Raw genomic sequence first — 13,804 nt, forward strand, 5'->3', positions numbered from 1 at the left:
CAACAGACGCCGGGACGGGAATCTTCCCCGGACCGGACAGACGGGCCCGCCCGTCCGGTCCGGGGGAGCTCTCACCGGCCCCCGGAGAGCAGCAGCGGAGCGCCGCCGGACGCCGGACGGCCGTTCGCCCCCGGCACGCCCAGCAGCGGCGAGGCCGGGACCTGCGCGAGGAGCCCGCGCGCGGCCAGCAGCGGCGTCACGCCCTCCCCGAACCAGTACGCCTCCTCCAGATGCGGATAGCCGGACAGGACGAAGTGTTCGATCCCCAGCTCGTGGTACTCCTCGATCCGGTCGGCCACGTCCGCGTGGCTGCCCACCAGCGCGGTGCCCGCGCCGCCCCGGACCAGACCCACCCCCGCCCACAGATTGGGCGCGATCTCCAGCCGGTCGCGCGACCCGCCGTGCAGGGCGATCATCCGCTGCTGGCCCACCGACTCGCTCTTGCCCAGGGCCTGCTGGGCCGCCGCGACCGTCTCGGGATCGAGATCGTCCAGCAGCCGGTCCGCCGTGGCCCAGGCGTCCTTGGCGGAGTCCCGGGAGATGGTGTGCAGCCGGATACCGAAGCGGACCGTACGGCCCCGCTCCTCCGCGAGACCGCGGATCCAGTCGATCTTCTCCTTCACCTGGGCCGGTGGCTCGCCCCAGGTCAGATAGACATCCGTGTGCTCGGCCGCGACCGGTCCCGCCGCCGCGGACGAACCACCGAAGAAGATCTCCGGCAGCGGATCGGGCGGCAGCGCCGTCAGCCCGCCCTCCACCTGGTAGTGCTCACCGTCGAAGTCGTACGGCCGGCCGCCCCAGACGCCCCGGATCACCGAGAGGAACTCCGCGGTCCTGGCGTAGCGGCGGTCGTGGTCGAGATGATCGCCGAAGCGGCGCTGCTCGGTCGAGTCACCACCGGTCACCACATTGAGCAGCAGCCTGCCCCGGGTGATGCGCTGGTACGTGGCCGCCATCTGCGCCGCGAGCACCGGTGAGATCAGCCCCGGGCGGAAGGCCACCAGGAACTTCAGCCGCTCGGTCTGCTGCGCGAGCGCCACCGTCGTCAGCCAGGCGTCCTCGCACCAGGTGCCCGTCGGCGTCAGTACCGCCTCGAAGCCCAGATGCTCGGCGGCCTTGGCGATCTGCGCCAGATAGTCGATGTCCGGGGCCCTGACCCCGCTCACCGGGGTGATCCGGGAGCGCTTGATGCCGCCGTCGGTGTAGGCGTGCCGGTCCACGAGCGTACGTCCGTCACCCCCGGTCGGCAGGAACCAGTGGAGATGAATGCTCATCGGGAAGTGGCCTTTCCGTAGCTGCGCGCCGGCGAGGTCGACGGCGGGAGGTCCTTGTTGAAGCGGTCGTCCACGTAGTCGGAGAAGTCGAACGCGTGCGGGATGAGCTTCAGTTCGGTGAAGGTGTCCGCGATCTCCTGCTCGGAGGAGATCGCGGCCTTGTCGAGGGCCACCGGTACGCGCGTGCCGTGGGTCAGTTTCACCGCGTCCAGGGCGACCTCGTACGGCAGCCCGGTGTCCTTCGCCCAGACCTTCGCCCACTCCTCGGGATGGTCGAAGACCCAGTCCTGCGCCCGGCGCAGGCGCTCGATGAAGTCACCGATGGCCGCCGACTTCTCCTTGTTCTTCAGCGCGGCCGGCGCGGCGACCTGGAAGTTCAGCCCATTGACGACACCCCGGCCATCGGTCAGCACCCGCCCCTGCCCGCCGCGCAGCACCTGCGAGGTGTACGGGTCCCAGACGGCCCAGGCGTCCACCTTGCCGGTGCTGAACGCGGCCAGGGCGTCGGCCGGCTGCAACAGCGTGACCTTGATGTCGTCGAGGGTGAGGCCGGCCTTCCTGAGCGAGGCGATCAACTGGTAGTGGGCCGAGCTGCCCTGGGCGACCGCGACGGACTTGCCCTTCAGGTCGGCGGTCTTCTTCAGCGGCGAGTCCTTCGGCACGAGAATCGCCTCGCCCCGCGAGTCGCCGTGGGCCGCCGCGACGACCGTGATCTTCGACTTGGCTCCGGCGGCGAAGACCGGCGGGGTGTTGCCGACGGAACCGAGGTCCACGGCACCGGCGTTGACGGCTTCGAGCATCGGCGGCCCCGAGGTGAACGTGGACCACTTGACCCGGTAGGGGAGATCATCGAGTTCACCGGCGGCGCGGAGGACCGCCTCCGAACCGCCTTTCTGGTCGCCTATGGTGAGGGTCAGGGAGCCCTTGCCGTCGACGGAGCCGCCCGCGCCGCCGGAGTCGTCGGCGGCCGGGTTTCCGGAGCAGGCGGTGAGGAGGAGGGCGAGGGGGAGCAGGGCGGCGGGGAGGAAGCGTTTCATCGGCGAGCTTTCCTGGGGGCTGGGGGCTGGGGGCTGGGGGCTGGCGGCTGAGGAGAGAGGGCTGAGGCGAGAGCGCTACGCGACGGCGCCGGTGGCGACCGGCTCATCGACCCCCAGCTCGGTCAGGAGCCGGGAGCGGAGGGCGGCGAAACCGGGATCGCCGACGGCGCGCGGCCGGTCGAGCGCGACCGGCGTCTCGTACGCGATCACCCCGTCCCGCATCACCAGCGCCCGGTCCGCGAGCAGCAGCGCCTCCTCCACGTCATGGGTGACCAGCAGCACCGCGCAGCCGCGCCGCTGCCACAACTCGGCCACCAGCCGCTGCGCCTTGATCCGGGTCAGCGCGTCGAGCGCGCCGAACGGTTCATCGAGCAGCAGCAGATCCGGTTCCCGTACGAGAGCCCTGGCCAGCGAGGCGCGCTGGGCCTCGCCGCCCGAGAGCGTCTTGGGCCAGGCCCCCGACCGGTGACTGAGCCCGACTTCCGCCAACGCGTCCTCGGCGACGGCCCGTTGGGGCTTGCCGTCCAGGCCGAGCAGCACATTGCGCCAGACCCGCTTCCAGGGCATCAGCCGCGGCGCCTGGAACGCGACCGCGCGCCGCTTCGGTACGAGCACGGTCCCCTCGATCTCGCGGTCGAGGCCCGCCAGGACCCGCAGCAGGGTCGATTTGCCGCAGCCGCTGCGGCCGAGCAGCGCGGTGAACTCCCCGGGACGGAGCGTCAGATCGAGCCGGTCGATCACCGGGCGTCCGTCGAAGGCCCGGGTCAGCCCCTCGACCCGTACCGCCACCGCGCTGTCGGACACCGGAGCGGTGCCCGGCGCCGGAGCCGTGTTCAGCGGGTTCACTTGCCCTGGAATGTCGGTCGCCATTGCAGCAGCAGCCTTTCGAGAGTGCGGACGATGGCATCGGCGATCAGGCCCAGGAAGGCGTAGACGACCAGGCAGACGACGATGACGTCCGTACGGAAGAACTCCCTGGCCTGGTTCATCAGGAAGCCGATTCCGGCGTCGGCGTTGATGGACTCGCCGAAGACCAGGGCGAGCCAGGCGGTGGCGAGGGAGTACCGCAGCCCGGTCATCGCGCCGGGCAGCGCGCCCGGCAGGACGACATGCCGTACGAGACCCCAGCGGCCGAGCCCCAACGACTGTCCCGCCTCGATGAGTTGCTCGTCGACGCCGCGAATGCCCGCGTACACGTTGAGATAGAGATGGAAAGCCACTCCGAGCGCGATGAGCGCGATCTTCGGGGCCTCGCCGATGCCCAGCCAGATGATGAAGAGCGGGATCAGCCCGACCCAGGGCACGGTGCGCAGCATCTGTACGGTCGCGTCGACCAGATCCTCGCCGAGCCGGGAGAGCCCGGAGACCAGCGCGAGGGAGATCCCGATCACCCCGCCGAGCAGCAGTCCCACGGCGACGCGCTGGAGCGAGATCCCCATGGCCGCGGGCAGGGTGCCGTCGCTGATCAGCTCGCCCGCGGCGGCGGCGATGGTGCCGGGGGAGGCGAGGATGTCACGGTGCAGCACACCGGTCGTACTGAGCAGCTGCCAGCCGACCAGCAGGAGCAGCGGCCCGACGGTACGCCGCAGCCAGCGCGGCACGGCACGGCGTCGGGAACCGGCCGCGGAGGCGGGGGTCACCGGCTCCAGCGCGAGGGGTTCATTCTTCGAAATGGCGGATATGTCCGGCGGGGCATGATCGATGCTCATGGCGGCTCCTCGGGCGCGAGGGAGGGGGAAGGAGCGTGCGGGGAGAGTGCGGGGAGATGCGCCTCAGCGCCGGCGTGTGGGGGTACGACGGCATACGGTCAGCGGGACACACCGACCGGGGCGACGGGAGAAGCGGGGCACAGGGGAAGGAGAGAGCCCCGGGAGGAGAAAGAGGTCAGCAGCCGCGACGACACGCGGCGGACGCCACCCGCAGCAGGTCGATGTGACCGCGCGTGGTGAGCAGAGCTGAACGCAACATGCCGCAAAAAGTAGCGAGCGTTTCCGGATCCGGTCAATGGCGTCTCGGTACGCGGACGCGCGATCCCGCGGGGCGGGCGGGAAGATGGGGGCATGCCCGACGCATTCACCACCAGGACCCTGAACGTCACCACCGGCACCCATGAGGCGGTGACCGATCTGACGCACGCCTGCGAGGAGTTCCTCCGGGACAGCGCGGCGGGCCGGGACGGCCTGCTGAACATCTTCGTACCGCACGCGACCGCGGGTGTGGCCGTCATCGAAACCGGCGCCGGCAGCGATGACGACCTGCTCGCCGCGCTCCACACCCTCCTGCCCGCCGACAACCGCTGGCGCCACCGCCACGGCTCCCCCGGCCACGGCAGGGACCACGTCCTGCCCGCCCTGGTCCCCCCGCACGCGACGCTGCCGGTGATCGGGGGGCGCCTGGAGCTGGGCACCTGGCAGTCGGTGTGTCTGGTCGACACCAACGGCGACAATCCGAACCGCCAGGTCCGGCTGAGCTTCCTCGGCTGAGCCCGGCTCCCGGAAGCGCCGCGCGCCCCGGTGGGCCCACCGGGGCGCGCGGCGCCTGCTGTAGTGCTGTCCGGGACCTTCGCGACGGGGCCTACGGGCTGATGAACTCCACCGCGTCCACGTCGAACGCGTTGTCCTGCGGTGAGGTGAAGACCAGATACAGCCGGTGGGTGCCGGTGAGTGCCTCGACCGGGACGGGTGAGGTGGGACGGTAGGTGTCCCAGCCGCCGGTGTTGGGGACGGGGGTGGTGGCGAGGAGCTTGCCGTCGGGAGCGTCCGCCCGGAGTTCGATCGCCCCGACGCCGTACGGGGACGACAGCGCGTAGCTCACACCGCTGACGCCCTCGACGCTCATCGGATCGAAGGCGATCCAGTCGCCGTCGCTGATGTCGCCGATGCGCTTGCCGTTCTCGGCGCCGGCCTGCGAGACCACGCGCGTTCCGGACTGGGCGTCGTGGTACTCCGCCTGCTTGTGGCGCGGCTGGAGTACGGACCGGCCGTAGCCGGTGAGCGTGGAGGTTCCCGTGGCGCCCTTGTCGGTGTACTTGGCGTTGAGTACGTAGGTGAGGTCCGCGCCCTCGGGGTGGCCGCCCAGGTCACCGGTGTCGACGGTGCCCTCGCAGCCCGGGATGTCGGTGGTCGGGTGCTCGTGGTCGTCATGGCCGAGTGCCGGGTTGACGGTGACCTTGGAGCAGTCGACGGGCCCGTCCTCCGGATCGGTGACCGTCACCTTGTACGGAATCCTGTCGCCGAACGTGATGAGTTTGCCGCTGACCGGGAAGTCGATGGTCACCTTCGGCGCGGTGTTGCCCGCGGTGACGGGGATATTGGCGTAGCCCGACTTGCCGGTGGAGTCGGTGACCTTGAGCTGGGCGGTGAAGTCCCCCGCGGTGGTGTACGTGTGGGTGGGGGCCGCCTCGGTGGAGTCGTATGTACCGTTTCCGTCGAAGTCCCACGCGTAGGTCAGCGCGTCGCCGTCCGGGTCCGTGCTGCCCTCGCTGGAGAAGGCGACGTCCAGTGGCAGTGGCCCGTTCGTGACGGAGGCCGACGCTTTGGCGACCGGGATGCGCTGCCCCTGGGCGTAGTCGATGCGGTACAGGCCCGAGTCGTTGTTGCCGCCGCCGAAGGAGCTGCCCCATTCGAGGACGTACAGCGAGCCGTCGGGGCCGAAGGTCATGTCCATCGGTTTGTTGAACTTCGCCGAGGACAGGAAGTCGTTGATCTTGAGGAGCTTCGCGTCCTGGTCGAACCGGACCTCCTTGACGTAGTTGCGCGCCCACTCGTAGAAGAAGCCGGCTCCGTCGAAGTAGGCCGGGAACTTCGTCGTGGAGGGGTTCTTGCTGTCGTAGCGGTAGACCGGGCCGCTCATCGGGGCGGAGCCGCCCTCACCCACCTCGGGGAACTCCTCGGACACGCCGTAGCCGTACCAGATCTCCGGCTGTGCCAGGTCCGGCAGGTCGGTGAGACCGGTGTTGTTGGGCGAGGGGTTGGCCGGGTTCGCGCAGTCGAACTTGGCGCCGACTTCCCCGGTGTCCGGGTTGTACGGGGCGTACGCCTGGTTGTCGCCGTGGCAGAACGGCCAGCCGAAGTTGCCCGGCTTCTTGATGACGTTGTACTCGACGAGCCCCTCGGGACCTCTGTCGGTGGCGGGGGCTCCGCGGTCCGGGCCGTAGTCGGACACATGGACGTATCCGGTCTTCGGGTCGACGGTGAAGCGGAACGGGTTGCGGAAGCCCATCGCGTAGATCTCCGGGCGGGTCTTCTTGGTGCCCGGCTTGAAGAGGTTGCCCTTGGGGATGGTGTAGCCGCCGGTCTTGGTGGGCCTGATGCGCAGGATCTTGCCGCGCAGGTCGTTGGTGTTGCCCGCGGTACGCGCGGCGTCGAGCATCTCCTTGCCGGGACGCCAGTCGATCGGCGCGTATCCCTGCCAGTTCGGGTCGAGGTTGGGCGGTACGTCGTCGCCGACACCGAGATACAGCGTGCCGTCCGGGCCGAACTCCACGGCGCCGCCGGTGTGTCCGGGCTCCGGGAAGGTGCGGTCCCGGTAGGCGGGCACGTCAAGGAGTCTCTTCTCGCTGGCCGGGTCGAGAGTGTTGCCCTTGATGGTGAAGCGGGAGAGACGGTTGATGTCCTTCGTGGCGTCGGCGGGGGAGTGGTACAGGTAGATCCAGCCGTTTCTGCGGAAGTCCGGATCGAGTTCCATGCCGATCAGGCCGTCCTCGCCGCCGGTGTAGACGTCGAGCTTGCCCGCCGTGACGGTGGAGTGGGCCGTGGGGTCGAAGATCTTGACCTCGCCGCTGCGCTGGACGTAGAAGACGCGGCCGTCCTTGGCCACGTCCAGCTCCATCGGGTCGGCGGTGTTGTCGTCGAGGGTGACCTTCTCGTAGCCGCTCCAGACGGTGCCGCCGCAGTCGCCCGCCTCGACGCCCGCGGCCCACTTCAGTCCGCCGACGACATGGTCCCGGAAGAACGCCTCGCTGTACGCCGGGGTGTCGTGGCCCATCGCGGTGGCCCAGACCTTGCCGCCCTGGGTCGAGCGGCACCAGGAGATGGGGTGGTCGGCGCCCATCGCGGAGCCGCCCGGGTCGTACGTCGTCTCGTCCGCGGTGACCAGGACGTGCACGTCGCCACGGGGATTGCGGTCGAAGTTGTACCACTCCTCCGGGCGTTCCCAGCGCTCGGGCAGGCCCTTGGTGGACGGGTGGACGCGGTCGGCGACCTTGGCCGTTCCCTGGAGCACCCCGGGGGAGTGGGCCGGCATGTGGACGCCGCCGTTGATGGTCTCGTCCCACCACGGGAACTGCTCCTCGACGCCCATGTCGAGGGTGTTGTGGAGGGCGACGACGCCCTTGCCGCTCCGTACGTACGTCTCCATCGCGTCGCGCTGTGCCTGGGTGTCCCACACCATGCCGGAGTTCTGGAGCATGACGATGGCGTCGAAGTCCTTCAGCTTCTCGTCGTCGAACACGGCCGGGTCGGCAGTCTGGACGATCTCGAAGTTGTTCTCGGCCGCCTCCTCCTCGAACATCTTGATGCCCGCGGGGATGGAACCGTGGACGTACCCCACGGCGCGGGTGAAGAGCAGGGCACGGAAGGCGGGTTCCTCACTGGTGGCGGCGGTGGCGGCGGCGGGGATCGCGGTGAACCCGAGCAGCAACGCGCTTGCCCAGGCGACGACCGCCCTTCTTGTTCCGCGAGCATGACGGCTCATAACCGGTCCTCTCTGAGGGAGTTCGGTGTGCGGGTGCGGTACCGATCAGGGGGTTGCGGTGCCGATGAGGAAGGCGCGGTACCGGTCAGGGGGTGCCGAGAGCCCGGCGGAGGAAGGCGAGGCCCTCGGTGGCGATCCCGTCCTGGGTGGGGGCGAGCGGGCGCCACACGGACGCGGCGACGGCGATCGCGTTGTTGTGCGCGGTGAACGACTCGATGCACAGAGCGTCCCGGTAGCCGTGCCCGTCCAGCGCGGTCAGGAACCCGGCCCAGTCGAGATGGTCGGCACCGGGGGTGCCGCGGTCGTTGGCACACACCTGGACGTGGACGATACGGGAGCCGGCCTCCCGGACGGCGCCGGGCAGTGTGCGCTCCTCGATGTTCTGGTGGTACGTGTCGAGGGCGACGCCGATGACCGAGGGGTCGAGACCCTCCAGGGCCGTGAGGGTCTGGCCGACGGTGTTGAGCAGACCGGTCTCGTACCGGTTGAGCGGTTCGACCCCGATCCGTACCCCCGCGGCGCGCGCGTGGTCGGTCACGGGCGCGATGTTCTCCCTGAACTCCGCGTAGGCGGCGGCCCGTTCCGCGCCGGTCATGCGCCAGGTGCGCCCGACGGCGGTGTACACCGGGCCCGCCACGACGGGGGCCGCCACCGCGTGGGCCGCGTCGACGCACCGCAGCAGATAGTCCTGGGTGGCCCGTACGGTGCCCGGCTCCGCCCGTACGAGATTCCGGTCGGGCGGCATGACCGCGATCACGGCCGCCGGGGCGAGCCCGGTCGTGTCCAGCAGCTTGGCGGTGGCCGCCGGCTCCCAGTCCCCGGCCTGTTCCAGCGGCAGTTCGACACAGTCGAAACCCCAGCCTGCCAGTCGCGGAAGCACCTCGGCCAGGGCGCCGGTCCCGACCGGGGAGTGCCAGATCCACGGGTTGGCGCCGAGCGGGAACCGCGTCATCCCTTGCCTCCCCAGTCCTCGGGGTACCCGGGCAGATCGGCGCAGCCGCACATCGCGTAGTGCAGGGGCGGCATGCCCGGCTTGAGGTACTCGTCGAGGGTGTCCTGCGTGACGGAGGGCTGTGGGAGCTTCCATTCCCTGGGGACCTGCTGCCCCTGAAGGATCCTCAGAGCGGCGATGACCGGGGTGCGCCACTGGAACGTCGGGTACGTCGGCGCGAACGCGGTCAGCTTCTTCTCCTTCCACGCCTGGAGGAAGTCCTGCTGGTCCTCACCGGTGATCGGCGGTACGTCCTGCCCCGCGTCCTCGAACGCCTCCACCGCGGCGACGGCCGTCGCGCCGGAGTCCATCCACACGCCGTCGACGGAGCCGTGCCGGGTCAGCGCGTCGGTGACGACCGATTTGGTCTTGGCCGGGTCGCCGTCGGTGAACTTGACGTCCACGACGTCGAGTTCGCTCTTGTCGAAGGCGACCTTCGCGGCCGACCAGCGGGTCTCCAGCACATCCACACCGGGCGAGATGCGCAGGGCGAGGATCTTGCCCCCGGGCTTGACCTTGCCGACGAGGAAGTCGGCGGCGACCGCCCCGTATCCGTAGCCGCCGACCGGATTGATGAAGGTGACCGCGCAGTCCGTCTCCACACCGCGGTCGAAGACGATGACGGGCACCTTGGCGCAGGCCTGCTCGACGGCGGGGGTGAGCGTGGCGGTGGTGTTCGGGGAGACGATCAGCGCGTCGCAGCCCTTGCCGGTGAGCTCCTGGATGTCGGAGATCTGCTTGTCGTCCTTGCCCTGGGCGTCGAGCACGGTGAACTCGCGTATCTCCTTGTGCAGTTCGACCTCCGCCGTCATGTTCTTCAGGCCGACCTGGCGCCAGGGGTTGAAGACACCGGCGTTGGAGAAGCAGAGATGGACACCGCCTGCCTCCTCCTTCTTCTTGTACCGCGTGGTGTCGATGAGCTCGGGGCTGAGCATCTGTTCCCACGGCTTGCCCGCGGGGCCCTGCGGCTGTTCCCTGGCGAGGGCCAACTGGCGGTCGTACTCGGCCTGTTCGAAGAACTCCGACTGCTTGCCACTGCCGGAGGCGTCCGCCGTGGCGGAGGCACTGCCGGGGGCGCCGGGCGAGTCCGGTGGCGTGTCGCTCGTACAGGACGCGAGGAGACCCACCGCGAGCAGGGCGGCGGCGGAGGTGAGGGCGCGGCCGCGGAGCGGACTTCTGCGCGGGGGGCGGATCGCTGTCATGGGGCTTGTCCTCCCGAGGGGTTCGTACGGCGGCGGCGCAGCCGGGACCAGTCCGCGGCTCCCAGGCCGACGGCGGCGATGACGATGCATCCTTGGACGGTGGACTCCAGCGCGCCGGAGACGCCCTGGAGGTTGAGCAGGGTGAACAGCGCCTGGAGCGAGAAGGCGCCGGCCATGGCGGCGACGACGGAGCCCCGCCCGCCGCCGAGGACCACACCGCCGAGCACCACCGCGGTGATGGCCTCGAACTCGTAGCCCCTGCCGGCCTGGGCGGAGACGCCCGAGAAGCCGCCGACAAGGACGGCGGCGATCGCCGCGGCGACCCCGGAGAGGACGAAGGCGATGATCCGGGCCCGGGAGACCCGCACCCCGGCGAGGGACGCGGCGCGTTCGCTGTCGCCGGTGGCGACGAGCGTACGGCCGAAGTCCGAGCGCATCAGCAGGACGGCGGCGGCGCCCGCGACAAGGCAGACGATCACCGCCCACGGCAGCCAGCCGAACGCGGCGCCGCGCCCGAGCTGGCGGAAGGCGGCCGGCAGCGCGCCCTGCGGGGAGCCGCCGGTCCAGAAGAACACCGCGCCTTCGAGGATCAGCATCATGCCGAGCGTGGTGATGAACGACGGCACCCGCAGGGCCGTGGTGATCAGTCCGCTGACGAGTCCCGCTACCCCGCCCGCGACGAGCAGCAGGGCGGTCACCAGCGGCCAGGAGGCGCCGGGAAACGACCCGTACAGTTCGGCCGCGACCACGACCCCCGCGGTCACGATCGCCCCCACGGAGAGGTCGAACTCACCGCAGACGATGACCAGATACTGGCCGGCGGCGAGGATCACGAGCGGCGCGGCGCGTTTGACGAAGGAGAGGAAGCGGTCGGGTTCGTAGAAGCCCGGATCGGTGAGGGCCAGCGCGGCGAGCAGGACGGCGAGCAGCACGAAGACGGGGGTGCCGGTGCCCAGTGCCCGTACGGCGCGCTTGCCGTGGCGGGTGACGGTTGCCGTGGTCATGCGGTCGGCCTTCCCTTCGCGGCACGGCGGGGTCTGGCGTAGACGGCGACGGCCGCGATGATGACGACACCGCGGACCACGTTCTTGAAGAACGGGTCGACGGCCAGCTGGTTGAAGACACTGTCGAGAACGGCGAGGACGAGGACACCGCCGAGAGTCCCCGCCACCCCGCCGCGACCACCGGCCAGCGCGGTGCCGCCGAGGACCACCGCGGCGATCGACTCCAGGTCGTAGCGGGCCTCCGTACCCGCCCAGGGCGCTCCCGCGCCGAGGCGCGCCGCGAGGAACAGCGCGGCGGCGCCGACGCACAGGGAGCAGATGACGTGGGCGACGACGACGGTACGGCGGGTCCGGACGCCCGAGAGCCTGGCGGCGTGCTCGTCGCCCCCGGTCGCGTACAGGTGGTGGCCCAGGCGGGTACGGCGGGTGAGGAACCACACCGCGGCGGCCACCGCCGCGAGCAGGAACACCGAGACGGGGACGGGGCCGACCCGGTCGTAGCCGAGGTGCTGGAAGGAGGCCGGTACCTTCCCGGCGGGGCCGGTGTAGTTGTCCTCGATCCAGCCGCGCAGGATGAACGCCGTGCCCAGCGTCGCGATGAACGCGTTGACCCTCAGGCCGGTGACGACGAGTCCGTTGGCGAGCCCGACCGCGGCCGACAGCGCGAGGACGGCGATCACGGCCGTCACCACACCTCCGCTCGCCATGGTCTCGGCCGCGACGAGTGTGCCGAGGCTGATCAGATAGGCGACCGAGAGATCCAGCGAGCCGGTGAGGATGACGACGGACTGGCCGACGGCGACAAGGCCGAGCGCGACGCTGTTCTGGAGGATCGCGACCACGTTGGTGGTGGTGAGGAAGTCCCCGCCGCGGGCGGCGACGACGATCCAGCCGAGGAGGGTGACGGCCAGCGCCGCGAGCCAGACACCGACGACGGGATCGCCGAGCCGGACCCCGCGGAGGCGGACGCCGGTCCGGGGCGGTGCGAGCGGTCCGCGTTCCGTCGTGGTCACGCGGCCTCCTCCCGTCCGCCCCGGCGCCCGCTGGTGGCGAGCCGCATGATGCTCTCCTCCCCGGCGCCGGCGGGCAGTTCGCCCACGAGACGGCCCTCGGACATCACGAGGATCCGGTCGCTCATACCGATCAGCTCGGGGAGTTCCGAGGAGATGATCAGTACGGCGAGTCCTTCACGGGCGAGTTCGCGTACGAGCGTGTGGATGGCGGCCTTGGCGCCGACGTCGACGCCGCGGGTCGGCTCGTCGAACAGGAGCACCTGGGGCCGGGCCGCGAGCCACTTGGCGATGACGACCTTCTGCTGATTGCCGCCCGAGAGGTACAGCGTCCGCTGGTCCTCACCGCGTGCCTGGAGGCGTACGCGCTCCAGGAGCGCCGTGATCTCCCCGCCCGTCGGCGGCCCGCCGCGCGGGGAGACGGCCCGGGTGACGAGCAGCGCGTTGTCCCGCACCGACTGGTGCAGCGCGAGTCCCTCCGTCTTGCGGTCCTCGGTGACCAGGGCGATGCCGGCGCGGATGGCCTGACGCGGACGGCGGGGGCGCAGCGGTCTGCCGCCGACGGTCATCCCGCCCGTGGTGAAGGGGGCCGCGCCGAACAGGGCACGTGCCAGCGACGTACGTCCCGAACCCTGGAGACCGGCGACGCCGACGACCTCTCCCGCCCTCAATGTCAGGTTCATGTCATGAATACGGGCATTGCCGCCGCCCGTGACCGTGAGCCGCTCCGCCCCGATCTCGTCCGGGCGGGCACGCGGCGGGTAATAGTCGGTCAGCTCCCGCCCGACCATGGCCCGGACCACCTCGTCGGTGGTGGTCTCCGCGGTGCGCACGGTGGTGACACGGCGGCCGTCCTTGAGGACGGTGACGCGTTGTGAGAGGTCGAAGACCTCCGGGAGACGGTGCGAGATGTAGAGAATGCCGAGGCCGCGCGCGGCGAGCCGGCGCACGAGCGCCGCGAGAAGTGCGCTCTCGTGGTCGGCGAGGGGGGCGGTGGGTTCGTCCATGACGAGGACCCGGACGTCGGAGGCGAGGGCCTTGGCGATCTCGACGGTCTGCTGGCGCGCCACCGACAGGTCACGGACGAGGGTGCGCGGGGTGATGCCGGTTTCGTCGATCCCGGCGAGGAGCTCACCGGTACGGCGCTCCATGGCCCCGCGGTCCACGAGTCCGCGGCGGACCGGTTCGCGGCCGAGGAAGACGTTCTCGGCGACGGTGCGGTGGGGAAGGAGCGCGAACTCCTGGTGGATGATGCCGATTCCGGCGGCCTGCGCCTGCGCCGGGTGGGTGAAGGTGTGCGCGGTGCCGTCGATCGTGATCGTGCCGGTGTCGGGGGTGTGTTCGCCGGCGAGGATCTTCATCAGGGTGGACTTGCCGGCGCCGTTCTCGCCCACCAGCGCATGGACTTCACCCCGTTCGAGGTCGAGCTCCACGTCATGGAGCACACGCACCCCCAGGAAGCTCTTGGACACGCCCTGCATCGTCAGCATCAGCCGGCTCCTCGGTCAGCGGTCTGTTGTGCAGAGTCGTGACTCGCCTTTGACCTGTCAAGAGCCCAAGAGCCCCTGAATTTCAGCGGGTTGACGCTCACT

The 13,804-nt window shown here is 70.5% G+C and carries 11 protein-coding genes; 1 reads left to right on the plus strand and 10 read right to left on the minus strand.

Annotated features, from left to right (window positions below):
• Positions 1 to 71 precede the first annotated feature (71 nt).
• The 4 genes from CU044_RS16200 to CU044_RS16215 all read right to left on the minus strand — a co-directional run bounded on the left by CU044_RS16200 (position 72) and on the right by CU044_RS16215 (position 4,020).
• Positions 72 to 1,274: an LLM class flavin-dependent oxidoreductase gene (locus CU044_RS16200; RefSeq protein ID WP_129769287.1), complete on the minus strand. Its 1,203-nt coding sequence runs from the start codon at positions 1,272 to 1,274 to the stop codon at positions 72 to 74.
• Positions 1,271 to 2,311, minus strand: a complete 1,041-nt coding sequence (locus CU044_RS16205) for an ABC transporter substrate-binding protein (RefSeq protein WP_129769288.1) — start codon at positions 2,309 to 2,311, stop codon at positions 1,271 to 1,273. The genes CU044_RS16200 and CU044_RS16205 overlap by 4 nt, the downstream gene beginning before the upstream one ends.
• A 75-nt stretch (positions 2,312 to 2,386) precedes the next feature.
• On the minus strand, positions 2,387 to 3,181 hold the full coding sequence (locus CU044_RS16210; protein ID WP_129769289.1) for an ABC transporter ATP-binding protein: 795 nt from the start codon (positions 3,179 to 3,181) through the stop codon (positions 2,387 to 2,389).
• Positions 3,154 to 4,020: an ABC transporter permease gene (locus tag CU044_RS16215; RefSeq protein ID WP_129769290.1), complete on the minus strand. Its 867-nt coding sequence runs from the start codon at positions 4,018 to 4,020 to the stop codon at positions 3,154 to 3,156. Before CU044_RS16215 ends, CU044_RS16210 begins: the two co-directional genes overlap by 28 nt.
• Positions 4,021 to 4,371: 351 nt before the next feature.
• On the opposite strand from CU044_RS16215, the gene CU044_RS16220 reads away from it, so the two are divergent.
• Positions 4,372 to 4,794 (plus strand): secondary thiamine-phosphate synthase enzyme YjbQ, encoded by a 423-nt coding sequence (locus tag CU044_RS16220; RefSeq protein ID WP_129769291.1) that lies wholly within the window; start codon positions 4,372 to 4,374, stop codon positions 4,792 to 4,794.
• Positions 4,795 to 4,885: 91 nt separating this feature from the next.
• Here CU044_RS16220 and CU044_RS16225 read toward each other — a convergent pair whose 3' ends face one another.
• The 6 genes from CU044_RS16225 to CU044_RS16250 all read right to left on the minus strand — a co-directional run bounded on the left by CU044_RS16225 (position 4,886) and on the right by CU044_RS16250 (position 13,702).
• Positions 4,886 to 8,005, minus strand: coding sequence for a ThuA domain-containing protein (locus CU044_RS16225; protein WP_129769292.1), 3,120 nt, complete (start codon positions 8,003 to 8,005; stop codon positions 4,886 to 4,888).
• Between the two features lie 85 nt (positions 8,006 to 8,090).
• Positions 8,091 to 8,957: a sugar phosphate isomerase/epimerase family protein gene (locus tag CU044_RS16230; RefSeq protein ID WP_129769293.1), complete on the minus strand. Its 867-nt coding sequence runs from the start codon at positions 8,955 to 8,957 to the stop codon at positions 8,091 to 8,093.
• Positions 8,954 to 10,198: an ABC transporter substrate-binding protein gene (locus CU044_RS16235; RefSeq protein ID WP_129769294.1), complete on the minus strand. Its 1,245-nt coding sequence runs from the start codon at positions 10,196 to 10,198 to the stop codon at positions 8,954 to 8,956. The genes CU044_RS16230 and CU044_RS16235 overlap by 4 nt, the downstream gene beginning before the upstream one ends.
• Entirely contained in the window at positions 10,195 to 11,202 is a 1,008-nt protein-coding gene (locus tag CU044_RS16240; RefSeq protein ID WP_129769295.1) for an ABC transporter permease, read from the minus strand. Before CU044_RS16240 ends, CU044_RS16235 begins: the two co-directional genes overlap by 4 nt.
• Positions 11,199 to 12,215, minus strand: coding sequence for an ABC transporter permease (locus CU044_RS16245; protein ID WP_129769296.1), 1,017 nt, complete (start codon positions 12,213 to 12,215; stop codon positions 11,199 to 11,201). The genes CU044_RS16240 and CU044_RS16245 overlap by 4 nt, the downstream gene beginning before the upstream one ends.
• Positions 12,212 to 13,702 carry a sugar ABC transporter ATP-binding protein gene (locus CU044_RS16250; protein ID WP_129769297.1) on the minus strand — a complete coding sequence of 497 codons (1,491 nt, stop codon included), beginning with the start codon at positions 13,700 to 13,702 and terminating at the stop codon, positions 12,212 to 12,214. The genes CU044_RS16245 and CU044_RS16250 overlap by 4 nt, the downstream gene beginning before the upstream one ends.
• Positions 13,703 to 13,804: the final 102 nt, after the last annotated feature.

It is taken from the genome of Streptomyces sp. L-9-10, from assembly GCF_004151105.1.
In the GTDB taxonomy this organism is placed as follows: Bacteria; Actinomycetota; Actinomycetes; order Streptomycetales; family Streptomycetaceae; genus Streptomyces.

Coding starts and splice junctions, on each gene's coding strand:
- CU044_RS16200 (WP_129769287.1), bottom strand. CDS start 1,274: ATGAGCATTCATCTCCACTGGTTCCTGCCGACCGGGGGTGACGGACGT.
- CU044_RS16205 (WP_129769288.1), bottom strand. CDS start 2,311: ATGAAACGCTTCCTCCCCGCCGCCCTGCTCCCCCTCGCCCTCCTCCTC.
- CU044_RS16210 (WP_129769289.1), bottom strand. CDS start 3,181: ATGGCGACCGACATTCCAGGGCAAGTGAACCCGCTGAACACGGCTCCG.
- CU044_RS16215 (WP_129769290.1), bottom strand. CDS start 4,020: ATGAGCATCGATCATGCCCCGCCGGACATATCCGCCATTTCGAAGAAT.
- CU044_RS16220 (WP_129769291.1), top strand. CDS start 4,372: ATGCCCGACGCATTCACCACCAGGACCCTGAACGTCACCACCGGCACC.
- CU044_RS16225 (WP_129769292.1), bottom strand. CDS start 8,005: ATGAGCCGTCATGCTCGCGGAACAAGAAGGGCGGTCGTCGCCTGGGCA.
- CU044_RS16230 (WP_129769293.1), bottom strand. CDS start 8,957: ATGACGCGGTTCCCGCTCGGCGCCAACCCGTGGATCTGGCACTCCCCG.
- CU044_RS16235 (WP_129769294.1), bottom strand. CDS start 10,198: ATGACAGCGATCCGCCCCCCGCGCAGAAGTCCGCTCCGCGGCCGCGCC.
- CU044_RS16240 (WP_129769295.1), bottom strand. CDS start 11,202: ATGACCACGGCAACCGTCACCCGCCACGGCAAGCGCGCCGTACGGGCA.
- CU044_RS16250 (WP_129769297.1), bottom strand. CDS start 13,702: ATGCTGACGATGCAGGGCGTGTCCAAGAGCTTCCTGGGGGTGCGTGTG.